Origin of the sequence: Alkalihalobacillus deserti, assembly GCF_020734105.1 — a bacterium.
GTDB lineage: Bacteria > Bacillota > Bacilli > Bacillales > Bacillaceae_D > Halalkalibacter > Halalkalibacter deserti.
This window is the reverse complement of the sequence record NZ_JAJAFR010000019.1, coordinates 34,223-61,120: the sequence shown is the minus strand read 5'-3', so window position 1 is coordinate 61,120 and position 26,898 is coordinate 34,223. Positions and strand designations below refer to the sequence as shown.

Annotated in this window: 28 protein-coding genes and 2 rRNA genes; 28 read left to right on the top strand and 2 right to left on the bottom strand. The window is 38.3% G+C overall.

Annotated features, from left to right (window positions below):
* From LDX58_RS21245 to LDX58_RS21230, 4 genes are all read left to right on the top strand, one after another.
* Nucleotides 1-125, top strand: a 23S ribosomal RNA gene (locus LDX58_RS21245); the annotation flags it as partial.
* Nucleotides 126-216: 91 nt separating this feature from the next.
* A 5S ribosomal RNA gene (rrf, locus tag LDX58_RS21240) occupies nucleotides 217-332 on the top strand.
* A 374-nt stretch (nucleotides 333-706) separates the two neighbouring features.
* Nucleotides 707-1,474, top strand: a complete 768-nt coding sequence (locus LDX58_RS21235; protein WP_227939177.1) for a DUF3891 family protein — start codon at nucleotides 707-709, stop codon at nucleotides 1,472-1,474.
* Between the two features lie 184 nt (nucleotides 1,475-1,658).
* Nucleotides 1,659-1,859, top strand: a complete 201-nt coding sequence (locus LDX58_RS21230; RefSeq protein WP_227939175.1) for a sigma factor G inhibitor Gin — start codon at nucleotides 1,659-1,661, stop codon at nucleotides 1,857-1,859.
* Nucleotides 1,860-1,958: 99 nt separating this feature from the next.
* Here LDX58_RS21230 and LDX58_RS21225 read toward each other — a convergent pair whose 3' ends face one another.
* The gene (locus LDX58_RS21225; protein WP_227939173.1) at nucleotides 1,959-2,798 is read right to left on the bottom strand and encodes an SDR family oxidoreductase; all 840 of its coding nucleotides are present in this window, start codon (nucleotides 2,796-2,798) and stop codon (nucleotides 1,959-1,961) included.
* Between the two features lie 153 nt (nucleotides 2,799-2,951).
* Here LDX58_RS21225 and LDX58_RS21220 point away from each other — a divergent pair, with 153 nt between their 5' ends.
* From LDX58_RS21220 to rsmI, 8 genes are all read left to right on the top strand, one after another.
* A complete protein-coding gene (locus tag LDX58_RS21220) occupies nucleotides 2,952-4,388 on the top strand; it encodes an aminotransferase class I/II-fold pyridoxal phosphate-dependent enzyme (protein ID WP_227939171.1) in 1,437 nt (478 codons plus the stop codon).
* Nucleotides 4,381-5,010: a dTMP kinase gene (gene tmk / locus LDX58_RS21215; RefSeq protein ID WP_227939170.1), complete on the top strand. Its 630-nt coding sequence runs from the start codon at nucleotides 4,381-4,383 to the stop codon at nucleotides 5,008-5,010. Before LDX58_RS21220 ends, tmk begins: the two co-directional genes overlap by 8 nt.
* Nucleotides 5,011-5,040: 30 nt before the next feature.
* Nucleotides 5,041-5,370 carry a cyclic di-AMP receptor DarA gene (gene darA, locus LDX58_RS21210; protein WP_227939164.1) on the top strand — a complete coding sequence of 110 codons (330 nt, stop codon included), beginning with the start codon at nucleotides 5,041-5,043 and terminating at the stop codon, nucleotides 5,368-5,370.
* A 14-nt stretch (nucleotides 5,371-5,384) separates the two neighbouring features.
* On the top strand, nucleotides 5,385-6,374 hold the full coding sequence (gene holB, locus LDX58_RS21205; RefSeq protein ID WP_227939163.1) for a DNA polymerase III subunit delta': 990 nt from the start codon (nucleotides 5,385-5,387) through the stop codon (nucleotides 6,372-6,374).
* A 4-nt stretch (nucleotides 6,375-6,378) separates the two neighbouring features.
* Complete coding sequence (locus LDX58_RS21200; protein WP_227939162.1) at nucleotides 6,379-7,206, top strand: PSP1 domain-containing protein; 828 nt, start codon at nucleotides 6,379-6,381, stop codon at nucleotides 7,204-7,206.
* A gap of 15 nt (nucleotides 7,207-7,221) precedes the next feature.
* On the top strand, nucleotides 7,222-7,572 hold the full coding sequence (gene yabA / locus LDX58_RS21195) for a DNA replication initiation control protein YabA (RefSeq protein WP_227939161.1): 351 nt from the start codon (nucleotides 7,222-7,224) through the stop codon (nucleotides 7,570-7,572).
* 376 nt (nucleotides 7,573-7,948) lie between these two features.
* Nucleotides 7,949-8,686, top strand: coding sequence for a tRNA1(Val) (adenine(37)-N6)-methyltransferase (locus LDX58_RS21190; protein WP_227939160.1), 738 nt, complete (start codon nucleotides 7,949-7,951; stop codon nucleotides 8,684-8,686).
* 27 nt (nucleotides 8,687-8,713) lie between these two features.
* Nucleotides 8,714-9,580 (top strand): 16S rRNA (cytidine(1402)-2'-O)-methyltransferase, encoded by an 867-nt coding sequence (gene rsmI, locus LDX58_RS21185; protein WP_227939158.1) that lies wholly within the window; start codon nucleotides 8,714-8,716, stop codon nucleotides 9,578-9,580.
* A 177-nt stretch (nucleotides 9,581-9,757) separates the two neighbouring features.
* Here rsmI and abrB read toward each other — a convergent pair whose 3' ends face one another.
* The gene (abrB, locus tag LDX58_RS21180) at nucleotides 9,758-10,048 is read right to left on the bottom strand and encodes a transition state genes transcriptional regulator AbrB (protein ID WP_227939156.1); all 291 of its coding nucleotides are present in this window, start codon (nucleotides 10,046-10,048) and stop codon (nucleotides 9,758-9,760) included.
* A gap of 191 nt (nucleotides 10,049-10,239) precedes the next feature.
* Between abrB and LDX58_RS21175 the strand changes: the two genes are divergently transcribed.
* The 16 genes from LDX58_RS21175 (at nucleotide 10,240) to LDX58_RS21100 (ending at nucleotide 26,787) form a co-directional block, all read left to right on the top strand.
* The gene (locus tag LDX58_RS21175) at nucleotides 10,240-11,193 is read left to right on the top strand and encodes a DNA double-strand break repair nuclease NurA (protein ID WP_227939154.1); all 954 of its coding nucleotides are present in this window, start codon (nucleotides 10,240-10,242) and stop codon (nucleotides 11,191-11,193) included.
* Between the two features lie 164 nt (nucleotides 11,194-11,357).
* Nucleotides 11,358-13,190 (top strand): ATP-binding protein, encoded by a 1,833-nt coding sequence (locus LDX58_RS21170; RefSeq protein WP_227939152.1) that lies wholly within the window; start codon nucleotides 11,358-11,360, stop codon nucleotides 13,188-13,190.
* A gap of 353 nt (nucleotides 13,191-13,543) precedes the next feature.
* The gene (gene metG / locus LDX58_RS21165; RefSeq protein ID WP_227939184.1) at nucleotides 13,544-15,529 is read left to right on the top strand and encodes a methionine--tRNA ligase; all 1,986 of its coding nucleotides are present in this window, start codon (nucleotides 13,544-13,546) and stop codon (nucleotides 15,527-15,529) included.
* 69 nt (nucleotides 15,530-15,598) lie between these two features.
* Nucleotides 15,599-16,366 carry a TatD family hydrolase gene (locus tag LDX58_RS21160; protein ID WP_227939150.1) on the top strand — a complete coding sequence of 256 codons (768 nt, stop codon included), beginning with the start codon at nucleotides 15,599-15,601 and terminating at the stop codon, nucleotides 16,364-16,366.
* A 229-nt stretch (nucleotides 16,367-16,595) separates the two neighbouring features.
* Entirely contained in the window at nucleotides 16,596-17,816 is a 1,221-nt protein-coding gene (locus LDX58_RS21155) for a resuscitation-promoting factor (RefSeq protein WP_227939148.1), read from the top strand.
* 183 nt (nucleotides 17,817-17,999) lie between these two features.
* Entirely contained in the window at nucleotides 18,000-18,560 is a 561-nt protein-coding gene (rnmV, locus tag LDX58_RS21150; protein ID WP_227939146.1) for a ribonuclease M5, read from the top strand.
* On the top strand, nucleotides 18,557-19,429 hold the full coding sequence (rsmA, locus tag LDX58_RS21145) for a 16S rRNA (adenine(1518)-N(6)/adenine(1519)-N(6))-dimethyltransferase RsmA (RefSeq protein WP_289623531.1): 873 nt from the start codon (nucleotides 18,557-18,559) through the stop codon (nucleotides 19,427-19,429). The genes rnmV and rsmA overlap by 4 nt, the downstream gene beginning before the upstream one ends.
* Nucleotides 19,430-19,487: 58 nt before the next feature.
* The gene (gene yabG, locus LDX58_RS21140; RefSeq protein WP_227939144.1) at nucleotides 19,488-20,345 is read left to right on the top strand and encodes a sporulation peptidase YabG; all 858 of its coding nucleotides are present in this window, start codon (nucleotides 19,488-19,490) and stop codon (nucleotides 20,343-20,345) included.
* 312 nt (nucleotides 20,346-20,657) lie between these two features.
* A complete protein-coding gene (veg, locus tag LDX58_RS21135; protein ID WP_210599344.1) occupies nucleotides 20,658-20,924 on the top strand; it encodes a biofilm formation stimulator Veg in 267 nt (88 codons plus the stop codon).
* Between the two features lie 156 nt (nucleotides 20,925-21,080).
* On the top strand, nucleotides 21,081-21,269 hold the full coding sequence (locus LDX58_RS21130; protein ID WP_227939143.1) for a small, acid-soluble spore protein, alpha/beta type: 189 nt from the start codon (nucleotides 21,081-21,083) through the stop codon (nucleotides 21,267-21,269).
* Nucleotides 21,270-21,494: 225 nt separating this feature from the next.
* Complete coding sequence (ispE, locus tag LDX58_RS21125) at nucleotides 21,495-22,358, top strand: 4-(cytidine 5'-diphospho)-2-C-methyl-D-erythritol kinase (RefSeq protein WP_227939141.1); 864 nt, start codon at nucleotides 21,495-21,497, stop codon at nucleotides 22,356-22,358.
* A gap of 56 nt (nucleotides 22,359-22,414) precedes the next feature.
* On the top strand, nucleotides 22,415-23,266 hold the full coding sequence (gene purR, locus LDX58_RS21120; RefSeq protein ID WP_227939139.1) for a pur operon repressor: 852 nt from the start codon (nucleotides 22,415-22,417) through the stop codon (nucleotides 23,264-23,266).
* Complete coding sequence (locus tag LDX58_RS21115; RefSeq protein WP_227939137.1) at nucleotides 23,263-23,637, top strand: RidA family protein; 375 nt, start codon at nucleotides 23,263-23,265, stop codon at nucleotides 23,635-23,637. The genes purR and LDX58_RS21115 overlap by 4 nt, the downstream gene beginning before the upstream one ends.
* Before the next feature lie 321 nt (nucleotides 23,638-23,958).
* Complete coding sequence (spoVG, locus tag LDX58_RS21110) at nucleotides 23,959-24,252, top strand: septation regulator SpoVG (RefSeq protein ID WP_227939134.1); 294 nt, start codon at nucleotides 23,959-23,961, stop codon at nucleotides 24,250-24,252.
* A 192-nt stretch (nucleotides 24,253-24,444) separates the two neighbouring features.
* Nucleotides 24,445-25,806: a bifunctional UDP-N-acetylglucosamine diphosphorylase/glucosamine-1-phosphate N-acetyltransferase GlmU gene (gene glmU / locus LDX58_RS21105; protein WP_227939133.1), complete on the top strand. Its 1,362-nt coding sequence runs from the start codon at nucleotides 24,445-24,447 to the stop codon at nucleotides 25,804-25,806.
* A 30-nt stretch (nucleotides 25,807-25,836) separates the two neighbouring features.
* Nucleotides 25,837-26,787 (top strand): ribose-phosphate diphosphokinase, encoded by a 951-nt coding sequence (locus tag LDX58_RS21100; RefSeq protein WP_227939131.1) that lies wholly within the window; start codon nucleotides 25,837-25,839, stop codon nucleotides 26,785-26,787.
* The last annotated feature ends 111 nt before the right edge of the window (nucleotides 26,788-26,898 follow it).

Below are 26,898 nucleotides of genomic sequence, written 5' to 3'. Positions count from 1 at the left end.
AAGATGAGATTTCCCATGGATTAATCCAGTAAGACCCCTTAGAGATGATGAGGTTGATAGGTCTGGTGTGGAAGCGTGGCGACACGTGGAGCTGACAGATACTAATCGGTCGAGGACTTATCCAATATTAATTCTTGACACGTTTCTATAATGCATTATCTAGTTTTGAGAGAACCTTAATTCTTTCAATGGTATTTTATTAAAAATACCTTATAGTCTGGTGGCGATAGCGAAGAGGTCACACCCGTTCCCATGCCGAACACGGTCGTTAAGCTCTTTTGCGCCGATGGTAGTTGGGGGCTTCCCCCTGTGAGAGTAGGACGTTGCCAGGCTAATAAAACACAACCAATGGGTTGTGTTTTTTTTATATGCAAAAATATAACTGTGAATGGTCAGTGATTAACAACGGCTCTATCCTATGTGGTGGTGTTCCCTCAGAGGCAAAAAAATACACCCATCCCTCTCTCTTAGTTAACCTAAAGTTGTGACATAAGAGGGAAAAGGAGATGGATATATAACCATTTCTTGAATCCTCATTATAAATAGTGCAAACTACAAACTAAGAGAGCTGTTCATTTAATAACAAATTCTCTCCTTCCTTAGAAAGGAGTTTATTCCTTTTATTAGTGTCTAAGTCTAGGGGGAGATTTACTATTATTGTAAAAAGTGCCTGTCTATATAAAAGACGAAATGAGGGAGCCGTAGAATGATCATTCGAGAAAGAGAACGTGAGTATATTTTAATTCCACAGCATAACCATGCTTTTCTATCGGGCAAGTTAGCAACACATTTTAAGAAAGACTTTTTTAAGTCAGAAGATCACATGGAAGAAGTGATCACAGCTATATATGAGCATGATCGTGGATGGATAACGTTAGATCAAGCTCCACTTTGGAATGAGCAGAAAGAAGCACCTTTTTCTTTTGCTGATTACCCACTCACACCTAAGTTAAACCAATATAGAATAGGTGTGGATGAGATTCAAGAGATGAGTGCGTATGCTGCTTTATTATGTAGCATGCATTATTGTACCTTTTTTTCTGAGGCAAAAGATAAACATGGATTAGAATTTCTAAAGGACGAAGAAATAAGACAAAAACAAATTATGGAAAAAGTAAACCGGCTCGATATGGAGTTACTTCATCAACACTTTCGATTATTACAGGTTTGCGATGATATTTCTTTGTATGTCTGTTTAAATGAACCCGGTGCGAGTAAGAAAAATGAGCACCTTTGGTTTAAAAATGGTTTTAGTAAGAGTGAACCGTTTAACGATGGCCGGCATCCCCTGTATGGCAAATGGATTGATCAAGAAAGAATTAGCGTAAGGGCATTCCCATTTGTTAACGAGTTTCAAACAAGTCTAGAGTACAAAGTGGTATCAAAAGCAGATATTAACACAAAAGGGCTGGAACACGCATATTCAATAAGTCCCGCTCACAAACAAAGTTTGAGCTTTGTCAAATTCAAATAATAAAAGAACCAGTGTCTCTGTCTTCTGTTGTGACACTGGTTTTTATCATCCTGTCACTAACCAAGCTAAAATTAATAAAATCTTATCTGGGATAGGCACATAACTAGAAAAGAAGAATAGATTAACAGTATAAGATGTATGAATTGCGAAATTAAGGCCGATAATGAAGTCAGGGGTGATGGAGATGCCGAAGACTAAAATCATGAAGATGCGGCTAGGGAAACAATGTGTAATATGTGAGGGTAGGAAAGAAGAAGGAATCCTTATAGCGAAATCATTTATTTGCACAACATGTGAAAATGAGATTGTTCATTTAGATGAACAAGATCAACTGTATAATGAGTATATCAAACAAATGAGAACATTGTCTTCTCAATATGTTTAAAGAGATCGTATCGAGAGAAAAAACGAAAAAGACCCAAACGTTCAAATTTCAAGGGTAACGTTTGGGTCTTTTTCGGTGTGTAAACAAATGTATTTTAGGTTATCGGTTTAATAGTTTTCTTTTTATAGCCCACTCAATCACTGACCAGGGAAGAATCCCCTTAAGGAAGATCATTCGTTTGACTCCTTTACCTACCTGATAACGAAATTTCGGGTTTTTAGAACGACAAATATGTAAGATCACGTTGATGACTTCATTTGGATTAGCAGCCTTCTCAGCTGATTCTGTTGCTGCTTGATAAATGTTCTTTATATATGTGTAGTCATCATCTTCAATTGCTGCTACATTAGATAATCCCTTTTTCCAGATTTCCGTTTTAAATGAACCTGCTTCAATTAAACTAACACTAATATTAAATGGCAATAGTTCAAGGCGAAGCGATTCACTAAACCCGCCGAGTGCAAATTTCGAGGTTACATAGGGGCCAAGCCCAGGAAATCCTATTCGTCCACTTATACTGCCAAGATTGATGATTTTACCATTACGGTTATCTCGCATTAATGGAAGAAAGGCTTTTGTTACAGCAATTACACCAAAAAGGTTTGTATTTAGTTGTGCACTCCAGTCTTTTAACTCAAGAAATTCAGTTAGTCCACCTAAGCTGTAACCAGCGTTATTAATTAAAATATCGAGCTTTCCATAGTGAGTTTGTATATATCTTTTTACTTCTTTAATTTGTGTTTCCTTTACTACGTCTAATGGTAAAATCTCTATATGTCTCGCTATGTTCATTTTTGTCGCTTGTTCCATTAATAAATTGGCTTTAGCAATGTCTCTCATGGTGGCAATGACAAAGTACCCACTTCTTGCAAGTTCTAACGTTGCTAAAAAGCCAAACCCACTACTTGTACCTGTAATCAATACAATTTTCTTATTCATTATTTCCCCCTTTCTTCTTCATTTATTTTTTATGAAATCCAGATGTAAAAGGTCGTAGATTAAATCCTAAGCCTAATCATTCTTTCAATTTCCATCCAAGTATAGAATAAAGTATGATAGTATGTATGAACTGTTTTTAGGAGGAACGTATAATTGAATATTCCTTTAATTAAAGCCTTACAAGACCATCAAAAAAATAAACCTATTTCATTACATGTACCTGGTCATAAAAATGGCCGAATATTTCACCCAGCCCTCGCTGACTTTAACAGCGTATTACCTTACGATGTGACAGAGTTAAATGGCTTAGATGATTTGCATGCACCTACAGGTGTAATTCTTCAAGCCGAGCAAGCAGCTGCGAAATTATACAAAACGGCCGAAACTCTATTTCTAGTCGGAGGAACAACGGTCGGTAATTTAGCGATGATGTATGGGCTATTCGAGCCAGGTGATGTTGTATTCATACAACGAAACAGTCATAAATCTATTTTTCATGCTGCTCAAATTGCGGGGGTAACTCCGGTTCTTTTATCCCCTGAAATTGACTTGGAAACTGGACTGGCCATTGGTCTAAGAGTAGAAACGCTTGAAGAAGCTATTAAGCTCTATCCAGAGGCAAAAGGACTGGTGTTAACCTATCCTAATTATTATGGAGTTAGTCTACCTGTACAATCTATTATAGAGTATGCAAAGCAAAATCAGTTACTTATATTAGCAGATGAAGCACATGCTGCTCATTATTGCATAGGGACGCCGTTTCCACCATCAACGTTAGAACTAGGAGCGGACGTGGCTGTACAATCGGCTCATAAGATGTTACCTGCATTAACGATGAGCTCTTTTTTACATATAAGTCATAAACTAAATTACGATATGCGACATAGTATAAAAGAGGCTCTAGCCATGTTTCAGTCCAGTAGCGCTTCTTATTTATTAATGGCTTCTTTAGATGGAGCACGAGCTTATATTGAATCCTTGGATGAAATGAAAATAACAAATATTCTTGCAGGAGTTGAGCAAGTAAAAAAAGAATTAGCTACAATCAAACAAATTCAAATAGTCAATTGGCAAGAAAACTATCTTTCCGATCCATTAAAAGTTACAATAAGGACAACAACAAAGTTAACCGGATTTGAATTACAATCGCTCTTTTATCAACATCATCTTTATACGGAACTAGCAGATGAAAAGCATGTCTTACTTGTTTTCGGTTTAGGTGAAAATACACTCCCACAAAATGTGTTGTACGAGTTAGCAGAAACACTTAATCAGTTTGACGTTGTCGAGGAAATGACTAATGAGACTGTTGTAGTTGGTCATAGCCGGATTAAGAAACTTGGGCTCTCTGCGAAGCAAATACGTTCTTTACCTAAAAAGAAAGTAGCGTTACCTGCAGCGATTGGTATGATTGCTGCAGAACCAATTATTCCTTATCCACCAGGCATACCTATTGTGATACCAGGTGAAAAAGTAGATGCACAAACTATAGCAGAAATAGAAATGTTAAAGCAGGCTGGTGCAAAGTTTCAGTCTGAACACGAACTAAAAGATGTATGGGTTGTTAATTCGGAGGATGAACATGAGTAAAGGGTTTTTTATTACGGTAGAAGGTGGAGAAGGAGCAGGGAAAACTACTGTTCTTGATCAAATAGAAGCACAATTAAAGCAAGATGGTTATGACACTATTCGTACACGTGAACCTGGTGGTATACGAATAGCTGAACAAATTAGAACGGTTATTTTAGATGTAACTCATACAGAAATGGACAGTCGTACAGAAGCATTGCTTTACGCAGCAGCTAGAAGGCAACATCTTGTTGAAAAAGTGATTCCCGCATTAGAGCAGGGGAAGATTGTTCTATGCGACCGTTTTATTGATAGTAGTCTTGCTTATCAAGGATATGCGAGAGAAATTGGTTTTGACGAGGTAAAAGCGATTAATGAGTTTGCAATAGAAGGGTATTTACCCGATTTAACATTATTTTTTGACGTCGACCCAGAGCTTGGGATTCAGAGGATTCATCAAGATCAAAACCGTGAAATAAACAGACTTGATCAAGAGAAAATGCAATTTCATGAACGAGTTCGCGAAGGGTATAGCAAAGTAATGGATGCATATCCAGAGCGAATCAAAAGAATTGATGCGAATCAATCTATTAATGAAGTTTTTTTTGAAGCAATGAAAGAAATTAATCACTTTGTAAGGTAGCATACTTTACTAATAAAGGAGCTGTCAAAGATGAAATTAATAATGGCTGTCATTCAAGACAAGGATAGTAATAGACTTTCGGATGCTTTAGTCAAAAAGGATTATCGAGCTACAAAATTGGCAAGTACAGGTGGATTTTTAAAGGCAGGGAATACGACTTTTTTAATTGGAACAGAGGATGAAAAGGTAGAAGATGTGATGTCCATTATCAAAGAGAATTGCCAAAGTCGTGAGCAACTAGTTGCGCCGATCTCTCCAATGGGAGGCAATGCAGACTCTTATGTCCCTTATCCAGTTGAGGTGCAGGTAGGAGGAGCTACCGTATTTGTATTACCAGTTGAGCAGTTTGAGCAATTTTAAAGGTGTTGAAGGCGATGGAAACATGGACAGAATTGAGAGAAATACAACCAAGGATTATCAATCTACTTGTTCGAACTCTTGAAAAAGATCGTCTTGCCCATGCTTATTTATTTGAGGGTACTCGTGGAACAGGTAAGAAAAAAGTGGCTCTTCACCTTGCGAAGAGCTTCTTTTGTGGAGCTAGACAAGGGACAGATCCATGCATGGAATGTCCAGATTGTAAGCGGATTGAACACGGAAATCACCCGGATGTCCATATGATTGACCCAGATGGACAATCAATTAAAAAGCACCAAGTTGAGCATCTACAAAAAGAGTTTGCGTATCGCGGTGTTGAATCAGCTAAAAAGGTGTATATTGTTAACCATGCTGATCTGATGACTGTTGGTGCTGCAAACAGTATTTTAAAATTTTTAGAGGAACCAGCAGCTGAAACATTGGCTATATTACTTACAGAGCAAGGCAGTAAAGTATTACCAACGATCCATTCTAGAAGTCAAAACTTAGCATTCGCTCCATTATTAAGGGAGAGATTTCTTGAAAAATTAATAGAAGATGGTAATTCCAGTACAATATCCAGTTTATTGGCTAGTTTAACAACAAGTTATGAAGGTGCACAACAGATGTTAGAAGGAGATTGGATTGCACAAGCACGAAGCGTAGTGATACAATTGATGGAAGAGGTATATTCTAGACCTAGCCAAGTATTGTTTACATTGCAAGAGAAATGGTTACCTCTTTTCAAAGAGCGTAGCGAACAAGAAATAGGTTTAGATATGATTCTCCTATGGTTACGAGATCTGATGTATTCAAAGGTTGGGAAAGTTAATTCTCTCACCTATGTTGATCAACAAAATAAATTAGAGCAGCAAGCTTTGGGTAGTTCGCAGGATGTATTAGGCCGTAAAATGTCTGCTGTCCTTCAGGCAAAAAGACATTTAACAGCAAATGTGAATCCTCAGTTATTGATGGAGAAGCTGTTACTTAATATACAGGAGGGATAGAAGATTGCATCAAGTTGTAGGTGTGCGTTTTAAAAAGGCTGGTAAAATCTATTATTTCTCCCCCAGTACTTTTCAATTAGAGAAGGGAGAAACTGTTATTGTCGAGACTTCTAGAGGCATTGAGTTCGGACGGGTCGTCATTGGAGTCAAAACAGTCGGTGAGAACGATGTGGTTCTTCCACTAAAACAAGTCATACGTACTGCCACAGATAAGGACAAGTTGATTGTAAAAGAGAATTTAGAGGCAGCGAAAAAGGCTTTTGAAGTCTGTTCAGAAAAGATCACGCAGCACAATCTTGATATGAAGCTTGTCGACGTTGAATATACATTTGACCGCAATAAAGTCTTGTTTTATTTTACAGCAGATGGACGGATTGATTTTAGAGAACTCGTTAAAGATTTAGCAGCTGTTTTTCGTACAAGAATTGAACTTCGTCAGATCGGTGTTCGTGATGAAGCGAAAATGCTTGGAGGAATTGGTCCATGTGGACGAGTTTTATGTTGTTCCTCGTTTCTAGGTGACTTTGAACCTGTTTCAATTAAAATGGCAAAAGATCAGAGTTTATCTCTTAATCCAGCGAAAATTTCAGGTCTTTGTGGTCGTTTAATGTGTTGTTTAAAATATGAAAATGATATGTATGAATCCGCTAAACAAGAACTTCCTGACATCGGTAAAAGAATTAGAACACCTGAAGGAAAAGGGAAAGTGGTGGGTCTAAACCTTTTAGAACGATTAATACAAGTAGAACTAGCTGAAGGGGACCGCGTAGTGGAGTACACAATGGAAGAATTAATGAACAAAGAAGTTGTGTCGACCAAGGCTACAGAATAAAGAGGTGGGAGCATCGTGGACAAAAAGGCGATTTTTACACAGGTGAGCCAACTAGAAGAAAGATTAGGTGAATTGCATCATGAATTAAGAGGGCTAAAAGAACAATTAGCTTACTTAATTGAAGAGAATCACTACCTTCATATTGAGAATAAAAATCTACGTGAGAGATTAGAAGCTCAAGAGGAAGTTCAAGAAGAAGGTCAAAAAAATAAAACAAACGAAAATAAGTCATTTGTCGGAGAAGGCTATGATAATTTAGCAAGACTTTACCAAGAAGGTTTTCATGTGTGTAATACCCATTATGGGAGTATACGTTCTGATGGAGACGACTGCTTATTCTGTTTGTCATTTCTACACCAAAAATAAATGCAAAAGATCTTTCGTTAATAGAGCGAAGGATCTTTTTTTAGAGATTTTTAAAAAAGGTTGAACTTCACCTTTTTTAAATCTCTAAGCAACGAGCGGAACCGCTGCCGTCTTTTAAGCCTTTTATGAGCGCTCTTCTCATAAAAGGCGCGCTAGCCGAGTGAAGCCGTTGCCAAGGCCGAAGCGAGATACTATTAGCAAGGCACACGCTAGCCAAGCAGAGCCGTTGCCACTTCCATAGAGATATTTTACAATCGAGGGTGAATCTTTCAAAACACTTAACCACAAATTCCCGATCCCGGATAAGAAAATAAAGAATGTTGACAATAATCAATCGTTATACTTTAAACCTAACACTAGAAGGAGCCAAACAAACGTGGAATTATTAGAAGGAGAACGACTAGATTACATCGCAGGTACGCCACTAAAAGTGATTCAAAGTCCGCAGGTATTCTCTTTTTCAATTGATGCAGTGCTGCTTGGGAGATTTGTTCAAGTCCCTATACAAAAAGGAAATATACTCGACCTCTGTTCAGGTAATGGAGTGATTCCTTTGCTTCTCACAATGCGGTCGAGAGCGAATCTAACTGGAGTGGAAATTCAACCGAAACTAGTGAATATGGCAAAGAGGAATACGGTATTAAATCAGGTAGAAAACCAGATCAAGATGATAGAAGCAGACTTAAATGAAATTCCTCCTCATATAAAAAAGTCATTTTTTGATGTCGTTACATGCAACCCTCCTTATTTTGAAACGGTCACAGAGGAGGAACGAAATCGCAATGAACATTTAGCGATTGCGAGACATGAAATTTACTGTTCATTACAGGATGTGATACGTGTTAGTAGTCAATACGTCAAGCAAAAAGGAAAGGTGGCCATCGTTCATCGTCCGGAAAGACTTACCGATATTATGACATACATGCGCTCCCACCGAATTGAGCCAAAGCGAATTCAATTTATCCACCCAAAGAACGAAAAAGAGGCCAATATGGTTTTAGTGGAAGGAATTAAAGATGGAAAGTCAGGTGTAGTTTGTCTTCCCCCATTAGTCGTGTACAATGAGGTAGGAGAATACACGAAACCGTTTAGTGAAGTGTATGAAGGAAAATGACCATTTTGATGTAGGAAAGGAATAATCATGAACCAACAATCTAGTTTTATAGGTGAAGGTACAGAAGGTCTTCTTTATTTGGTGCCAACACCAATAGGAAATCTTGAGGATATGACGTTTCGCGCCGTTCGAATTTTAAAAGAAGTTGATATAATTGCAGCAGAAGATACAAGACAAACGATGAAGCTATGTCGACACTTTGACATTGAAACATCCTTAGTTAGTTACCATGAGCATAATAAAAGAAAAGCAGGAGAAGCACTGATTGAAAAAATAAAAGCAGGAAAAAACATCGCACTTGTTAGCGATGCAGGAATGCCAGCGATTTCAGATCCAGGACAAGACTTAGCTCAAGAATGCATCAAAGAAGGGATTAAAGTCATATCTTTACCAGGTGCTAATGCCGCTTTAACTAGTTTAATCGCTTCTGGTTTATCAACAGAGCGATTTGAATTTATTGGTTTTCTTCCTAGGCAAAACAAACAAAGACAAATCTTTTTAGAAGAAATAAAAGAAGATCTAGCAACTCTTATTTTTTATGAATCACCACACCGTTTAAAGGAATCGTTGACAGCGATGTACAAGGTGCTTGGAAACCGACATATTTCAATTAGCCGTGAGCTGACAAAAAAGTTTGAGGAATATCAACGTGGTACGTTGGAACAAGCTGTAAGTTGGTGTGAAACAGGAACAATTAAAGGAGAGTTTTGTATTGTTGTTGAAGGATGTTCCACACAAGAAGAAAAAGAACAATGGTGGGATACCATTTCTATTAACCAGCATGTTGAACATTATCTAGGGCTTGGGATGACATCAAAAGAAGCCATTAAACAGGTTGCTCTTGAACGTACTATGCAAAAGAGACTTGTTTACGCTGAGTATCATCAGGAATAAATGGTCCATTAGAATACGAAATTGAAGTTGCAGAAAAATATCGCTTAATGATAAGAGATCTTGAGGAAGATACTGATTGGCGAACGTAAAAAAGGCACCTCAACAAGAACATACGCAATACTTAAATGTATTGACGTAGAACTTGATTGAGGTACCCCTTTTATAAAAGAAGAACCATTAAGCTTGAGTTGAACGTGAAAGGTAGTCTTGAAGATCTTTGATGATTTCCTCAGCACCTTGTGGGCTAAGAATGATTTTTCCATTAGCAATAGAAAGGTTATCATCTGAAACTTCACCAGTCACTTGACAAGTCATGTTTGGCTTGTACTTCTTTAAAATAATACGATCATTATCAACATAAATTTCAAGCGCGTCCTTCTCAGCAATATCTAAAGTACGGCGAAGCTCTATAGGGATAACCACACGTCCTAATTCATCAACTTTACGAACGATACCTGTAGATTTCATTCTACTTTCTCCTCTCAAACTAAAACCATTTATTTTGTTGTCATTATTCGACATTTTTCTATCTGTTTTTAGAGTACCAGTGTTTCCAAATCAAGTCAATTATTTTTTATACCTTCAGAACAAGAAAATTTTTACTTTTTTTATAGAAGTGTTGATAAAATGCAAGTTACAGAGTGAGGTGGAAAAGTTTCATGTTACAAATTTATCCTGAACTAGTAAAAAAATTAAAAATAGTAAATGAAAATTTGCAAAATATTTACCAACATTCAGATAATGACAAAACGATTATTCGACAAAAACTCCTTCATTCCACAGCTGAAATTCGACAAATTCAACGCTTTTCGACAGAGGCATTACAAAATTGGTTGAAAGGAAGAAATGTAGCGGCTGTAGATGGGTCTGTTAACCAAACAAAGGGTGACCCTCCGCATATTCTCTATTTATTCCAGGCATTAGCTAAGACGACATCTGGCCATACTGCTCAAGCAGCAGACATCTATTCGCCCTTATTAGCTGATAATATAGATGAAGAAAATCAAAAGAATTGGCGGTCTCATCTATTAGCAAAATTGGAATTATTGGTCGCAATCCAATTAATAGAAGAAACATCATTAACAATCATGTTAATGGATGGTGCTTTGTACCATTACCGAATTGATGCTCCGGATGAATGGGAACAGTTGAAGAGAAAAGCGATTGAACAAAATGTTTTACTAGTAGGTGTATCAGAGGAGATTACAACAGAAAACTTAGTGAAGTTAGGTGCTTTTGCTGATTATGGTAAGCAACCTCATACCTATGATCGTGATTTACTCTTTGGTGTTTTGGAAAGAGAAGAGATGCTTTATATTGAATCGATTCAAAGTAAGGCTGGTTTACAATCAGTTTGGGTTAGATTGAGTTCTGATCCTGCTATTACAGGCTTTGATGTCCTTGAAGAGCAAGCTTCCAAGAAAGAAGAGATTGCTAGTCTGTTATTAACCTTAACGCCTCGAGATGGTCGAGGCATTCCGCTTTGGCTCGACCATGTTGACCTAGAGGTTCGAGTCACCGACAAGCTAGTTGAAGCATTAGTGGAACAATATATTGATCCAGAAATGAAAAAGAGGTTTTTTGAAAAGAAACGAGGAACAAGACCATTCTAAAAAGTAGAGATTATAAAGGCTACTAAAAAAGGTGAAAATCGTACCTTTTTCAGTGGCCTTGAGATTATTTTCTATTTCAAACTGATTAAAGAGTGTTTCAATAGCTCCTATGTTATTGAAGTAGCAGCTTGTCATAGTTATTTAAATAAACAGGGGGGACAACCATGCAAATTGTTGGTGTAACTACGCAGCATGAAGTGTATGTGGCTTCTAAGACTCATAAATTTAGAATGAATGAAATGCTTGTGATAGAAGATGAATCACTGTATTTACCAAAGGGTGAAGTGGTTGAAACATTCTCCTATAATCGTTATATCCCTATGGGGTTTGATAAAGGCATTGCTGATGACCAAGTATTAAAGACACTTGAGCAGATTGGCTATGATATTGGAGCAGATGACATTCATCTTGCTAAAGTTCGTCTTTTTGAAGAAGCGATTCAACCGATTCAAACAGGAGCAGATGTCCGTCATCCAGCGTTTGACGAAATTTCATCTTTATTAGTAAAGACATCACCTGAAGATGGGCTTTTGCTTGGAGAAGTCAAATCAACGGACTTCATCCAACCAACTCTACCTGATACATTAAAAGGATTGTTACATATTCAAGATCATGATCAAGTACGTGAGCAAAATGGTGTGCCCTTTATCTTTGATATTAGAGCGATGCAGCAATATCCTCATATTGGTGTTTTTGGTGGGTCGGGTTCGGGGAAATCATTTGGTTTACGTGTCATGCTTGAAGAGATTATGAAACTACAAATTCCATCACTAGTCTTTGATCCTCATTTTGAAATGAATTTTGCGACTCAGGCAAAAGAAGTATCTGATGCTCCTTCTTATAGAGATCGGTATATTGTCGTGCAAATTGGTCAAGATGTCGGTGTTGACTTTTCAGCGCTCTCAACTAGAGACGTGGAGCGCTTGCTGTCTGCAGCTGGTTCGCTAACAGAATCAATGATTAATGTCATCCAAACGGTTCATAAGCGCAAAGATAGTTATCAGTCCTTCAGTGATCGAGTGGCTAACTTAGCAGAAGCATTAGAGCTTGGTAAACAAAAAGTGGAGGCAATGCTCCATGATGCTGGAATGACAAGAGATGAAATCAACCGTTTTGATACATTTAAAAAATTATTAGACCAGTATGGAAGCTTACCATTAGCCTCGATTAAGGGGATACAGTGGCGTGTCAACCGTCTTTATCAAGCTGGTTTATTTCAGCAAAATATTCGTGCGATTGAGCAAGGCATTCATGCAGGAAAGCTCGTTGTTATCCAAGGAGCGGTGTGGCTTCTGCAAGTCTTCTCGAGCTATGTCATTGGCGCGTTATATGGAAAGCGGCGCTCGTATCGAGATGCCAAGTTGCAACAAAAGCAAGGAGAATTCTTTCCGCCTTTTATAGTCGTGACGGATGAAGCCCATAACTTTGCTCCAAAAGGTTTTGATGCACCGGCGAAATCCGTTTTAAAGGAAATTGCTCAAGAAGGAAGGAAATACGGGGTCTTTCTCATTTTTGCAACGCAGCGCCCTACCCTTCTAGATGAAACGATTACAGCTCAATTAAATTCGAAATTTGTTTTTCGAACCGTGAGAGGGACTGATATACAGACGATTAAAGAAGAAACGGATTTAACGCATGATGAAGGAAAGCGGTTACCCTATTTACGATCAGGAGATGTTTTTATTTCTTCTGCGATTATGGGCAGAACGATGGCCGTCCGAATCAGGTTTGCTCATTCAGCGAGTCCACACACGCTAAATCCATTTGATGAATTAAAGAAAATAAAGGAACAAGATTCAGAGCAACTTTTAAAAACTCTAGATTCCTATTTACCTTTAGCTGAAATGAGCATCATGAATCACTTAACGAACTTAAATCGGGAGGCAGAAAAAAGCTGGGACGTGCAAACGTGGAAGCAAGAACTTGAACGATTAAGTACCGAGGGTGTCATCAAAAAAGAAAAGACACCATTTGCTACTTTGTATACACGACCTTGACTAGTATGCATGGATTAGGTATATTTTGGGTAGAATCTTTATAGATGAATATGGTAACATCCGATGAAGGGATGAGTAAGATCGATTATCTATAGGTAGTGCTAGCTATGTAGAGAGCCGGGGTAGCTGAAAACCGGTATAGATGATGGTTTGAAGATGGTCCTGTGAGGAATTTACTCTCGAGTGTTTTACATACATAAGAGTGTGACGTAACTGGCGTTAACAGAGGAAGTCTTGTTGACTTCGTGAGCCTTTTTGTTGTGAGACAGAAAGGGAATTTGGGTGGTACCACGTGAGAGGAGCTCTCGTCCCTAGGATGAGGGCTTTTTGTATGCAGAAAATGAGGAGGAAAGATTGTGACTGAAAAAAAGACGTTCTATTTAACAACACCAATTTATTACCCGAGTGATAAGCTCCATATCGGCCATGCTTATACGACTGTGGCTGGGGATGCGATGGCTCGTTACAAACGTTTACGTGGCTATGAGGTCCGGTTTTTAACGGGAACGGATGAGCATGGACAAAAGATTGAAACAAAGGCAGCTGAAAAAGGACAAACCCCACAGGAGTTTACCGATCAGATCGTTGCTGGTATTCAAGAGCTCTGGAAGAAGTTAGATGTCTCGTATGACGATTTTATTCGTACGACAGAAGATCGTCACAAAAAAGTCGTTGAGCAAATCTTTGAGCATTTGCTTGAAAAGGGCGATATTTACTTGGATGAATACGAGGGTTGGTATTCGATACCTGATGAGACCTTCTATACAGAGCGTCAACTTGTCGATCCGACTAAAAATGAAGCTGGGGAAGTGATTGGTGGAAAAAGCCCAGATAGCGGACATCCAGTTGAAAAGGTACGTGAGCAATCCTACTTTTTCAAAATGAGCAACTATGCTGACCGCCTATTGAAGTTTTACGAAGAGAATCCAACATTTATTCAGCCTGAGTCTCGGAAAAATGAAATGATTAATAATTTTATTAAACCAGGTCTAGAGGACCTAGCTGTATCTCGTACTTCGTTTAAATGGGGCGTGCAAGTTCCAAGTAATCCTAAGCATGTTGTGTACGTTTGGATTGATGCGTTATCTAATTATATTACTGCGCTTGGGTATGGCAGCGAGAATGAAGAGCTTTATAATAAATATTGGCCAGCTGATGTTCACTTAGTAGGAAAAGAAATTGTTCGTTTCCATACGATTTATTGGCCAATAATGCTGATGGCACTTGACTTACCATTGCCGAAAAAAGTGTTTGGACATGGTTGGCTTCTAATGAAAGATGGAAAAATGTCAAAGTCAAAAGGCAATGTTGTAGATCCGGTGCCACTTATTGATCGTTACGGTTTAGATGCATTGCGTTATTATCTCCTTCGTGAAGTTCCTTTTGGTTCGGATGGCGTGTTTACACCAGAAGGTTTTGTTGAACGTGTGAATTACGATTTAGCTAACGATTTAGGCAATTTATTAAATCGCACAGTGGCGATGATTAATAAGTATTTTGATGGTGAAATTCCAGTTTATGTGAAGGATGCAACACCTTTTGATGCGGGCCTTGTTGATTTAGTTCAGTCAACGGTTGTCAAAGTAGAAAAAGCAATGGAAGAGATGGAATTCTCAGTTGCTTTAACGGCCATTTGGCAATTAATTAGTCGTACAAATAAATACATTGATGAAACACAGCCATGGGTTCTAGCTAAGGATGAGACGAAGAAGTCAGAACTTGGCTCCGTTATGTACCATTTAGCTGAATCATTGCGTCAAGTTTCGATTATGGTGCAACCATTTATGACGGCAACACCAAAGCGTATTTGGGCACAATTAGGTCTTAAAGCAGAGGTCACGACATGGTCGAGTCTCGCATCATTTGCGCAAATACCAGTTGGCACAAATGTCGAAAAAGGAGAGCCGATCTTCCCACGTCTAGATATGGAAGAAGAAGTTGCCCATATCGTTAGTCTGATGGGTGGTACAAAGACGGAAGCACCTACAAATCAAGAAGTACCTGAAGTAAATGAAAATGAAATTACCATTGAAGATTTTACGAAAGTAGAACTGCATGTAGCAGAAGTATTAAAAGCGGAACCAGTATCAGGAGCAGATCGTTTGCTAAAAATACAATTAGATCTTGGATTTGAGCAACGACAGGTTGTATCTGGTATAGCAAAATACTATTCTCCAGAGGATCTCGTTGGTAAAAAAGTAATCTGTGTGACGAACTTAAAGCCTGTCAAACTTCGCGGCGAACTGTCTCAAGGAATGATTTTAGCTGGGTCAAAAGGAAAGAAACTACAACTGGCTACAATTGATGGAAGTTTACCAAATGGAGCAAAAGTAAAATAATACAAGTGAAGGAGAGAGTAATTATTCTCTCCTTTATTATATTAGTAAAATAATAAAGGGGCTAAAACAATGTTATTTGATACACATGTACACTTAAATGCAGATCAATTTGATGAAGACCTAGAAGAAGTTATCACTCGTGCCAAAGAAGCAGGAGTTGAAACGATGGTTGTCGTTGGCTTTGATGAAAAAACAATTAATCGTGCGTTAAAATTGATCGATACATATGATTTTTTATATGCAGCAGTTGGTTGGCACCCAGTAGATGCAATCGATATGGAAGACAAGCATTTAGATTGGTTAGAGGAATTAAGCTCAAACCCTAAAGTGGTAGCATTAGGTGAAATGGGTCTTGATTATCACTGGGACAAATCACCAAAGGACATTCAAAAAGTCGTGTTTCGTAAACAAATTCGCTTAGCTAAAAAGGTCAAATTGCCAATTGTTATTCATAATCGGGATGCCGATCAAGATATTGTAAATATATTAAAAGAAGAAGAAGCCCATGAAGTGGGGGGCATCATGCACTGTTTTGGTGGCAGTGTTGAGATTGCACAGGAATGTTTGCGTATGAACTTTCATATATCTCTTGGGGGCCCGGTTACATTTAAAAATGCAAAACGTCCAAAACAAGTGGCCCAGGAAATTCCGTTAGACCGTTTACTTATTGAGACAGATTGTCCTTATTTAGCTCCCCATCCTTTTCGAGGAAAAAGAAATGAACCAGCGTTAGTAAAGCTTGTGGCAGAACAAATTGCAGAATTACGCGAAATGGAATATGAGCAAATCGCAGAGCAAACAACTGCCAATGCAAAAAAACTTTTTGGCCTATCTTGATAGCGAATGGTGAAGAGTAATGACGAGGCTTGTCTAAGTTTCGTCTGATTCGAACTAGTTCTACAAAGTAACTTGTCATCATACAGTGGACGTGTCGATAAGTTTTTGTTTTCTTTGCACTTGTTTTCATAGATAATGAGAACAATGCGGAATTCACTAAAATTAGAGCATTGACAAAAGGGGGAACAGTGTTTATAATTTTTGACGTTAGAAGGAGGAATGCTTTGAGATGGAAACAAACAGGAGCCAGTTCCTTTCCGCAATGAGTTTTGGAAGGAAGTTGGTAATCTCCGTTGTCAGTCTCATTCTCTTCGCAGGCGTGATTACTTACGCTGCATATGAGGCGACAAAGGCAACTGTAACAATCTCTATTGATGGAGAAGAAGTTAAGGTGCAAACGCATGCATCGACAGTTGCTGAGTTGATGAAGGAGCAGGAATGGAACGTCCAAGAATATGATCAAGTGGAGCCCGGGTTAGATGCTGAGATTTCGGGTAATATGAATATTGCCTGGGAGCAAGCAAAAGAAGTATTTGTCACGATGCATAATCATGAAGAACCGGTATGGACAACCGCAGATAATGTTGAAGAATTTATAAAAGAATTAAATATTGAAGTAAAAGAACATGATTTTATTGCACCAGCATTGAGTGAAGAAATAACTGATAGAATGAATCTAATCTATGAATCTGCCTTTCAAGTTGAGCTTACTAGTGACGGTGAACAACATGAATTATGGACAACTTCGACGACTGTCGCTGACTTTTTAGAGAGAGAAAGTGTTACATTAGGTGAGCTTGATCGTGTTGAGCCAGGTTTAGCAGCTAGGCTTAACCAGGAATCAGAGATTAAAGTAATACGTGTAGAAAAAGTCACCGATGTGGTGGAAGAGTCTGTTGCTTTTGGAACGGTTACTCGCAAAGATGAAAAATTGCGTAGTGGGAAAGAAAAGGTCGTTCAATCAGGAGAAAACGGAAAAGTTACTAAGCATTATGAAGTGGTTCTTGAAGATGGAAATGAAGTTTCAAGAAAGCTGTTAAAAACAGACACAGTAATAGAAAGCAAGGATCGTATTGTAGCGATTGGTACACAACCAGCACCGGCTGTATCACGTGGGTCGACTCCAAGCTCAAGTTCAAGTAATACAACATCAAGTAATGGTCGGACATTCACAGTAAAAGCTACAGCCTATACAGCTGGATGTAGTGGATGTAGCGGAATCACAGCAACGGGCATTAATTTGAATAAGAACCGTAATATGAAAGTGATTGCTGTAGATCCAAATGTCATTCCTCTTGGTTCACGTGTTCATGTAGAAGGATACGGCGAAGCGATTGCAGGAGATACAGGTGGAGCAATTAAAGGGAACAAGATTGATGTTCACGTCCCTACGAAGTCAGACGCTTACCGTTGGGGAACGCGTACAGTAAAGGTTACCATTATAAAATAACCTATATTCGGGCACAGAGTGGCTAACCACCCTGTGCTTTTCTTGTTGTTTAAACTGATTTCGCTTATATTTATGTAAACAGGTGGTAAAGGCTAAACTAAAAGAGAAGCCTATTTTGTTGTGGCTACTGAAGAAGGCTGATTTTATCTTTTTCAGTTGCTACATCTTGTTAGGGGTAAAAAGATGAAAATAAGAGAAGTGATTGTCGTTGAAGGCAAAGATGATACAGTGGCTGTAAAAAGAGCGGTAGAAGCAGATACGATTGAAACAAATGGCTCTGCTGTTAGTGAAAGTACACTTAAGCAAATTGAATTAGCACAAGAACGTCGCGGTGTGATCATTTTTACAGACCCTGATTATCCGGGCGATCGGATTCGGCATATCATTAGCAAACGCATCCCAGCATGCAAACATGCATTTTTGCCAAAGAAAGAAGCCATTTCTAAGAATCTTGACGATCTAGGTGTAGAAAATGCATCATCAAAAGCGATTCAAGAAGCGTTGCTGCATGCAAAAGAAGAAAATGAACAGTATCTGGAAGTGATTACGTGGCAAGATCTTCATGATGCGGGTCTAATTGCAGGACCTACCTCGAGAAAAAGACGTGAGCGAATAGGGGACTTGCTACGAATTGGCTATGCCAATGGAAAACAACTACATAAAAGACTACAAAAGTTTCGGATTACAGCTGCCGAGTTTTCACAAGCGATGGAGTGCGTGTTTGAGGAGGAAAAGGAATCATGATGAAAGACATTGCAACACCACAAAGAACAAAAGAAATTTTAAATAAATATGGGTTTAACTTTAAGAAAAGTTTAGGTCAAAACTTCTTAATTGATACGAATGTGCTTCGAAACATTGTTGCTGCGGCCAACATCACAGAAGCAACAGGTGTCATTGAGATAGGTCCTGGGATTGGTGCTTTAACAGAACAGTTAGCGAAGAAAGCTAAAAAGGTTGTTTCTTTTGAAATTGATCAAAGATTGTTACCAGTACTCGATGATACGTTGCAACCCTATGATAACGTTGAAATTATTCATTCAGATGTTTTGAAAGCAGATATAGAGGGAACTATTGAACAACAGTTTCAAGGTGTAGATGACTTAATGGTGGTCGCGAATCTACCCTACTATGTCACAACCCCTATTTTGATGAAGCTACTCGAGGAGCATTTGCCGATCCGTGGAGTCGTTGTGATGATTCAAGCTGAAGTAGCAGATCGAATAGCTGCAAAACCAGGAACGAAAGAATATGGAGCGCTATCGATTGCTGCTCAGTATTATGCAATAGCTGAAAAAGTTATGACTGTTCCAGCGACTGTATTTGTCCCACAACCACGAGTGGACTCAGCCGTTTTACGTTTGACGATCAGGGAAGAGCCGGCTGTAGCTGTACAAGATGAGGCTTATTTTTTCAAAGTGTTTCATGCTTGTTTTGCTAATAGACGTAAAACAATTCTTAATAACTTAGTTCATAACTTAGGAACAAAAGAGAAAAAAACGGCGATAGAAGAAGCACTAGAAGAAGCTGGAATTGACCCGAGAAGACGAGGAGAAACTCTTTCATTGGACGAGTTTGCTAAATTAAGCGACGCTCTTTTAAAAAGATTATAAGGTTCTTCGCACATTAGCCCGCCTCCCCACATATTTTAATTGGAGAGGAGGCGTGACAATGAAACTGAAAAAAGGGGATATCGTCGCTCGCCCTTCGTATCAGTGCGATCTGTTATTTAGGGTAATAGAGGTATATCCAGACTATGTGGTACTCGCTGGTGAGGATATGCGTCTACTTGCCGATGCCCCACTAGATGATGTCGTAATCGTTTCTGAAAAAGATCGATCTGAACACGAGAAAAAATTTAAGGAGATTGAAGAGCATTCATATCTGCTTTTTAGACAAGACGCAAAGCTCATGAAACAGCGAGGAGAGTATGAAGTAACATCTGGCTATCAAAGAGAACCAAATTATTTTGAGTTGCGAGGACGTGTCCTGCATATAGATGGAGATCCTTTGTATTTACGTAAATGTACAGATCTTTACAATAAGTTAGGTGTACCTGTTTATGGTGTTCATCTTCATGAAAAGGAAATGCCTGAACAAATTAGTTCTTTGCTTGAGATGGTTCAGCCAGATATTGTGGTTGTCACAGGACATGATGCTTATTTAAAGGGAAAAGGGTCTGAAGACGATTCTAGGTCCTATCGCCATACTAAGTATTTTGCTAAGTGTGTAAGAGCCGCCAGAAAGCATGCTAGGCATCGCGATGAACTGGTGGTTTTTGCTGGTGCCTGTCAGTCTCATTTTGAAACATTAATTAAAGCAGGCGCTAATTTTGCTAGCTCACCTGAGCGGATCAATATACACGCCCTAGATCCTGTTTATATTGCCGCAAGAGTTAGTCTTACGTCCTTTATGGACCGTATTAGTCTCACTGATGTATTGCGCAATACAATAAGTGGCGAACAAGGGCTAGGTGGGATAGAGACAAAGGGAGTTATGAGACGCGGGATGCCAATTAAATATGATTAAATTAAGATGACTCAGGAAGGTCTTTATTTACTGTTTTTGAAACTAGTCGTAATAAAGATCTCGAGTCATCTTTTTTCATAAATTAAACCAGTAGCATTTGACTGGAATAGTCTTCAAAGAAGTTTCACTTTTTTTCTATACATAAAATTTTTCCCTTTCTGCCATACTAATCTTGAATTAGTAGTAATACTTTTTATTTTTTATCGTCAAAATCATTGACAAAAATCTTGTTCACTTGTTATAATTTTAAATTTATTTGACGAAAAATGTAGATTGTGGTATACTACATATACAGTGAGGTGGGGTGTAGTAATGGCAAAAACGTTAATAGACATTAAGCGCGCATTAGATGCTAATGTTGGTAAGAGAATCACGATTAAAGCAAATGGTGGTCGTCGGAAAACGTCAGAACGTTCTGGTCTCCTTGAAGAAACTTACCCTTCTGTGTTTATCGTGAAATTGGATGAACAACAAAATGCGTTTGAACGAGTTTCTTACAGTTATGCAGATATCCTAACGGAAACTGTAGAATTAATGCTTTGTGAAGAAGGCATCGATTCAACTGTTATAAAAGCATAATGTATGACTAGATATACACACAAACATAACCCACTGAAGGTAAATTCTTCAGTGGGTTATATTTGTGTGATGACAAATACTAATACCGTCTCGGTACGAGCAACGTGCCAAGGCGCTAACACTTTTCTGATTAGCTGATAAAGGAGTTGTTGTGACATGAGTAGAAGAAGAGGAATCATGTCTGACCAATTCAAAGAAGAACTAGCGAAAGAGCTTGGCTTTTATGACACCGTTCAAAAAGAGGGGTGGGGAGGCATTCGCGCAAGGGATGCTGGTAACATGGTTAAAAGAGCCATAGAAATAGCTGAGCAACAGTTAGTAAATGAACAGAGCCAGAAAAGATAGTGATTTGATAACCAGGTGTAAAACCTGGTTTTTTTGATCTTTAAAATCATTTCATGTTTGTTTTATTTATAGTCGGTGAAACTGATGAAAGACTAATGAAATTCCGTTTTATAAAAAAATGACCTCATTTTATTACCGACATGATAGAAAAATGATCAGATTGTGGTATGTTAAGTGGACAAATGATAAAATAGCTTAAGCAAATGGATATAGAAGGTGACTAGTGTGAAATGTTCTGTGAAAGCACCGGCGAAAATTAATTTGTCGCTTGATGCGATAAATAAGCGAGATGATGGATTTCATGAAGTTGAAATGATTATGACAATGGTTGACTTAGCTGATCGAATTGATTTAACCGACACCGATGATGGGCTCATCACAGTCGATGTTTCCGAAGGGTTTGTTCCTAATGATCATCGGAATTTAGCTTATCAAGCTGCTTCTTTGTTGCGCAAACATTGCCAAATAAAAAGGGGAGTATCGATTTATATTACCAAAAGAATTCCAGTTGCTGCTGGTTTGGCAGGCGGCAGTAGTGATGCTGCAGCCACATTAAAAGGGTTAAATCAGTTGTGGAATTTAGGTTTAAGTTTGGACGAGCTTGCCGTGATGGGAGCAGAGATTGGTTCAGACGTATCATTTTGTGTGTATGGAGGGACGGCTTTGGCAACAGGGCGAGGGGAAATGATAAAAGCGATTCCTTCTCCACCACCATGTTGGGTGATTTTAGCCAAGCCACCAATTGGTGTGTCAACTGCCGAAGTATACAAACGTTTAAAGGTAAATGAGGTTGAGCATGCGAACACATCAGCTATGATTAAGGCAATTGAAGAGCAAAGTTTTTCTGGAATCTGCAACAACTTACATAATGTTCTTGAATCGGTTACATTGGATTTATACCCAGAAGTAAAAAACATAAAAGAACAAATGATTCGCTTTGGAGCGGATGGTGTTCTTATGAGTGGTAGCGGACCTACTGTATTTGGACTTGTTGAACATGAATCACGCTTGCACCGAGTTTACAATGGTTTGAGGGGGTTTTGTCAGGATGTCTTTGCCGTTCGGATCATACGTTCAACAGACTCTTGATAGAAACCGAACAAACGTGGTATATTAAATGAAAATATTCGGTTTTTGGAGGTAGCATGAAAAAGCTAAAACGTAGTGGTCGTCTTGTAGATATGACCCATTTTTTACTTCAGCATCCTCATGAAGTGATCTCACTTACTCGTTTTTCAGAACGTTACCAATCAGCAAAATCTTCTATTAGTGAGGATCTTGTAATTGTAAAAGAAATTTTTGAAGATGAAGGGTATGGTTCCCTTTTAACGATTTCCGGAGCAAGCGGTGGGGTTAAGTACATCCCGCGAATTCATCAAGAACAAGTTGAGGAATTTGTAAATGAAGTCATTGAGCAACTAGCTGTACCTGAACGTATTCTTCCTGGTGGTTACTTATATATGATGGATTTATTAGGGAATCCTAAATTCATTCAAAAACTCGGTCAAGTATTTGCCTCGGTTCTAGCAAATCAAAAAATTGACGCGGTTCTAACGGTTGCAACAAAAGGAATTCCGTTAGCATATGCAGTTGGCCAGTATTTAAATGTACCTGTCAGTATTGTGCGAAGAGACCATTTAGTTACAGAAGGCTCGATGGTGAGTATTAATTATGTGTCAGGGTCTTCTAAACGAATTCAAACGATGACATTAGCAAGAAGAAGTTTGGCTCCAGGTTCACGGGTTTTTATTATTGATGACTTTATGAAGGCCGGTGGAACGATTAGAGGAATGATGGACTTGCTTGAAGAATTTCAAGCAGAGTTAGTAGGAATTGGTGTACTAGTCGAGACAATTGGAGTAGAAGAGCGATTAATTGACGAGTATATGTCTATTACAAGGCTTACTGAAGTTGATGTAAGAAATAGAACCATTAAAGTAGAACCAGGAAATGTATTAGATTTATTAAAAACGATCGAATTGAGGGATGAAAAATGAAAACTGTTTACACTAAATTAGCACCAGACGCAATTGGACCTTATTCTCAAGGGATGATTGTTAATAACCTTTTTTATAGCTCTGGTCAGATTCCATTAACAGCTGAGGGCGATTTAGTACAAGGGACGGTAGAAGAACAAACACACCAAGTTTTTAAGAATCTTCAAGCTGTCTTGACGGAAGCCGGTGCGTCATTCGAGACCGTTATAAAAGCTACAGTTTTTATTAAAGACATGGATGACTTTCCACGAATTAATGAAGTCTATGGTCAATATTTCAGCGAGCACAAACCAGCGAGATCTTGTGTAGAGGTAGCGCGCTTACCTAAAGATGTTCAAATTGAAATTGAAGTTATTGCGTTAGTTAAATAAGTAGCCTTCTTTTCTTAGAAGCAATGAGCGTAACCGCTGCCTTCTTTAAATTTTAAAAAAGAGACTTTTAGCCTAGTTAATTCCAATTGGATTAGCATGGTTAAAGGTTTTTTTATTTTTTTCTAAATTTGGTAGATGTGCCAGCTTTTTTAGTGAAGTAGCTAATAAATACGATTTCACTAATAGATCTTAAAGTTCTTAATTAACGTATGAGAAAATTCATTTAAAAAAGTATAAAATATTTTTTGACTAAAGAAGGATTTATCAGTTTTGTAGAGAATTGATTAAGTATGACAAACACAAATATAGGTGGTGACCAGCATGCAGGTAACAGATGTGAGATTGCGTCGTGTTAATACAGAAGGAAGAATGAGAGCGATTGCTTCAATTACAATTGACCATGAATTTGTAGTGCATGATATTCGCGTAATCGATGGTAATAACGGTTTATTTGTTGCAATGCCAAGTAAAAGAACTCCAGATGGTGAATTCCGTGATATTGCTCATCCAATTTCTTCTTCAACTAGAGAAAAAATACAAAATGCGGTCTTAACGGAGTATGAGAAGGCAGGAGAATACGAAGAAGTTGAATTTGAAGAAGCTGGAGCTTCTTAAACGTTACTGAAGATGTTTCTCAAGGTGAATTTCTGACCTTTTGAGTCATCTTCTTTTTTTATTTACTGGTCTCTTATTGTTTAAAATGTTGTGTCAAAAATTTGTCAATGTAATAAGAAGCGATATTTCCTTGAAATACCTGCTGTTTTAAGATATATTCGTAAGGGAAAACGGAACAGCTGGAGGGGAAATATGAGCAATCGTTATGCGATCATACTAGCAGCAGGTCAAGGAACAAGAATGAAATCTAAATTATATAAAGTATTACACCCGGTTTGCGGAAAACCAATGGTTCAACATGTCGTGGATCAAGTTACTAGTTTAGGTTTTGAGGAAAAAGTAGCAGTCGTTGGCTTCGGGGCTGAAATCGTTCAAGAGCAGTTAGGGAATCAAGTTTCTTATGTCATTCAGAAAGAACAATTAGGTACGGGACACGCTGTTATGCAAGCCGCAGATATTTTACAAAATAAAAGTGGTACAACAGTCGTTCTTTGTGGAGACACTCCACTATTAACAGCCGAGACGATTGACCGTTTGCTTACTTGCCATGCCGAGGAAAAAGCTAAGGCAACAATTTTAACAGCAGTGGCTGAAGACCCAACAGGATATGGTAGAATTATTCGGGACAACGACGGACTTGTTGCACGAATTGTTGAACATAAAGACGCATCAGAAGAAGAGCGTAGCGTTCAAGAAATCAATACAGGAACATACTGCTTTGATAATGCTGCTTTATTTGCTGCTTTAGAGAAGGTTGGAAATAACAATGCTCAAGGTGAATATTATCTCCCAGATGTTATTGAAATTTTAAAAAATAATGGTGAGACAATTTCTGCTTATCAAACGCCATCATTTGATGAAACGATTGGTGTAAACGATCGCGTGGCACTAGCTGAAGCAGAAACGATCATGAAACGCCGGATTAATGAACATTGGATGAAACAAGGTGTCACCATTATCGACCCTGTTAATACTTATATTTCAACGGAAGCAGAAATTGGTCAGGATACGGTTATTATGCCTGGAACTGTGATTTTAGGAGCTACCACAATTGGAGCAGATTGTTTGGTGGGTCCTCATTCTGAAATAAAAGACAGTACCATTGGTGATAAAACGGTTATCAAACAATCAGTAGTGTATAATAGCATAGTTGGAGACAATGTAACTATTGGACCTTTTGCACATATTCGACCACAATCAGTCATTTCTGATGACGTGAGAATTGGTAATTTTGTCGAAACAAAGAAAGCTACATTAGGAAAAGGTAGCAAAGCATCTCATTTAAGCTATATTGGCGATGCTGAGATTGGTGAAAATGTAAACTTCAGTTGTGGTGCTGTGACAGTTAACTATGACGGTGAAAATAAGTTTAAAACGGTTATTGATGACGGTGCCTTTATTGGTTGTAATGCCAATTTAATAGCACCAGTAAAAGTTGGTAAAAACGCATTAGTAGCGGCAGGTTCAACAATTACTGATGATGTACCTGGTGAATCACTTTCGATTGCGCGTGCAAGACAAACAAATAAACCTGATTATTTAAAGAAGAAATAAAGAGCTAATTAGAATAGCGGAGGGAAAAAAGTGGCTAAATACGGCGATCCAAGTTTAAAGGTTTTTACACTGAATTCAAATAAAGGGCTAGCACAGGAAATTTCAGATCATATTGGAGTTACATTGGGTAAAAGCTCAGTTACTCGTTTTAGTGATGGCGAAGTACAAATTAATATTGAAGAAAGTATCCGGGGTTGTGATGTTTATTTAATTCAATCGACTTCTGCTCCTGCAAATGAGCATATCATGGAGCTTTTAATTATGATTGATGCCTTAAAACGTGCATCTGCTAGAACGATTAATGTTGTTATGCCTTACTATGGCTATGCGCGCCAAGATCGCAAAGCACGAGCTCGTGAGCCTATTACGGCTAAACTTGTTGCAAACTTAATTACAACAGCGGGTGCAACAAGAGTACTAACTCTTGATCTTCATGCAACGCAGATTCAAGGTTTCTTTGATATTCCAGTTGACCAATTAATGGGTGTGCCGATCTTAGCTGAATATTTCTCTCAAAAGGAATTAGACGATATTGTTATTGTATCTCCTGACCATGGTGGAGTTGTACGTGCGCGTAAAATGGCTGATCGATTAAAAGCTCCTATTGCCATCATTGATAAGCGCCGACCTAAGCCTAACGTTTCTGAAGTAATGAACATCGTTGGAAACATTGAAGGAAAAACAGCGATCATCATTGATGATATTATCGATACGGCTGGAACAATTACGTTAGCAGCTAATGCACTCGTTGAACATGGGGCAAAAGAAGTATATGCATGTTGTACGCATCCAGTATTATCTGGACCTGCAATGGAGCGCATTAACAATTCAAAAATAGAAGAACTTGTTGTAACCAATTCGATTGTCTTAGATGATGAAAAGAAAAGCGAAAAAGTAACAGAACTTTCAGTAGCATCACTCATGGGAGAAGCGATTATACGCGTACATGAGAATCAATCAGTAAGTACACTCTTTGATTGAGATTTAAAGCAAAAATCAGCGTGCGGAGCCATTGCATCTTCAAATCTGCTTAAGCTTCCTTGAAAATTTTAAAAAAGCGTTTAAAAATTTATAAACCATCTACTCGAGCAA

What these genes read in the sequence shown, in the direction of transcription:
- LDX58_RS21235 (WP_227939177.1), top strand. Translation starts at nt 707, where the DNA reads ATGATCATTCGAGAAAGAGAACGTGAGTATATTTTAATTCCACAGCAT.
- LDX58_RS21230 (WP_227939175.1), top strand. Translation starts at nt 1,659, where the DNA reads ATGCCGAAGACTAAAATCATGAAGATGCGGCTAGGGAAACAATGTGTA.
- LDX58_RS21225 (WP_227939173.1), bottom strand. Translation starts at nt 2,798, where the DNA reads ATGAATAAGAAAATTGTATTGATTACAGGTACAAGTAGTGGGTTTGGC.
- tmk (WP_227939170.1), top strand. Translation starts at nt 4,381, where the DNA reads ATGAGTAAAGGGTTTTTTATTACGGTAGAAGGTGGAGAAGGAGCAGGG.
- darA (WP_227939164.1), top strand. Translation starts at nt 5,041, where the DNA reads ATGAAATTAATAATGGCTGTCATTCAAGACAAGGATAGTAATAGACTT.
- holB (WP_227939163.1), top strand. Translation starts at nt 5,385, where the DNA reads ATGGAAACATGGACAGAATTGAGAGAAATACAACCAAGGATTATCAAT.
- rsmI (WP_227939158.1), top strand. Translation starts at nt 8,714, where the DNA reads ATGAACCAACAATCTAGTTTTATAGGTGAAGGTACAGAAGGTCTTCTT.
- abrB (WP_227939156.1), bottom strand. Translation starts at nt 10,048, where the DNA reads ATGAAATCTACAGGTATCGTTCGTAAAGTTGATGAATTAGGACGTGTG.
- LDX58_RS21175 (WP_227939154.1), top strand. Translation starts at nt 10,240, where the DNA reads ATGTTACAAATTTATCCTGAACTAGTAAAAAAATTAAAAATAGTAAAT.
- LDX58_RS21170 (WP_227939152.1), top strand. Translation starts at nt 11,358, where the DNA reads ATGCAAATTGTTGGTGTAACTACGCAGCATGAAGTGTATGTGGCTTCT.
- LDX58_RS21160 (WP_227939150.1), top strand. Translation starts at nt 15,599, where the DNA reads ATGTTATTTGATACACATGTACACTTAAATGCAGATCAATTTGATGAA.
- LDX58_RS21155 (WP_227939148.1), top strand. Translation starts at nt 16,596, where the DNA reads ATGGAAACAAACAGGAGCCAGTTCCTTTCCGCAATGAGTTTTGGAAGG.
- rnmV (WP_227939146.1), top strand. Translation starts at nt 18,000, where the DNA reads ATGAAAATAAGAGAAGTGATTGTCGTTGAAGGCAAAGATGATACAGTG.
- rsmA (WP_289623531.1), top strand. Translation starts at nt 18,557, where the DNA reads ATGATGAAAGACATTGCAACACCACAAAGAACAAAAGAAATTTTAAAT.
- yabG (WP_227939144.1), top strand. Translation starts at nt 19,488, where the DNA reads ATGAAACTGAAAAAAGGGGATATCGTCGCTCGCCCTTCGTATCAGTGC.
- veg (WP_210599344.1), top strand. Translation starts at nt 20,658, where the DNA reads ATGGCAAAAACGTTAATAGACATTAAGCGCGCATTAGATGCTAATGTT.
- LDX58_RS21130 (WP_227939143.1), top strand. Translation starts at nt 21,081, where the DNA reads ATGAGTAGAAGAAGAGGAATCATGTCTGACCAATTCAAAGAAGAACTA.
- purR (WP_227939139.1), top strand. Translation starts at nt 22,415, where the DNA reads ATGAAAAAGCTAAAACGTAGTGGTCGTCTTGTAGATATGACCCATTTT.
- LDX58_RS21115 (WP_227939137.1), top strand. Translation starts at nt 23,263, where the DNA reads ATGAAAACTGTTTACACTAAATTAGCACCAGACGCAATTGGACCTTAT.
- spoVG (WP_227939134.1), top strand. Translation starts at nt 23,959, where the DNA reads ATGCAGGTAACAGATGTGAGATTGCGTCGTGTTAATACAGAAGGAAGA.
- glmU (WP_227939133.1), top strand. Translation starts at nt 24,445, where the DNA reads ATGAGCAATCGTTATGCGATCATACTAGCAGCAGGTCAAGGAACAAGA.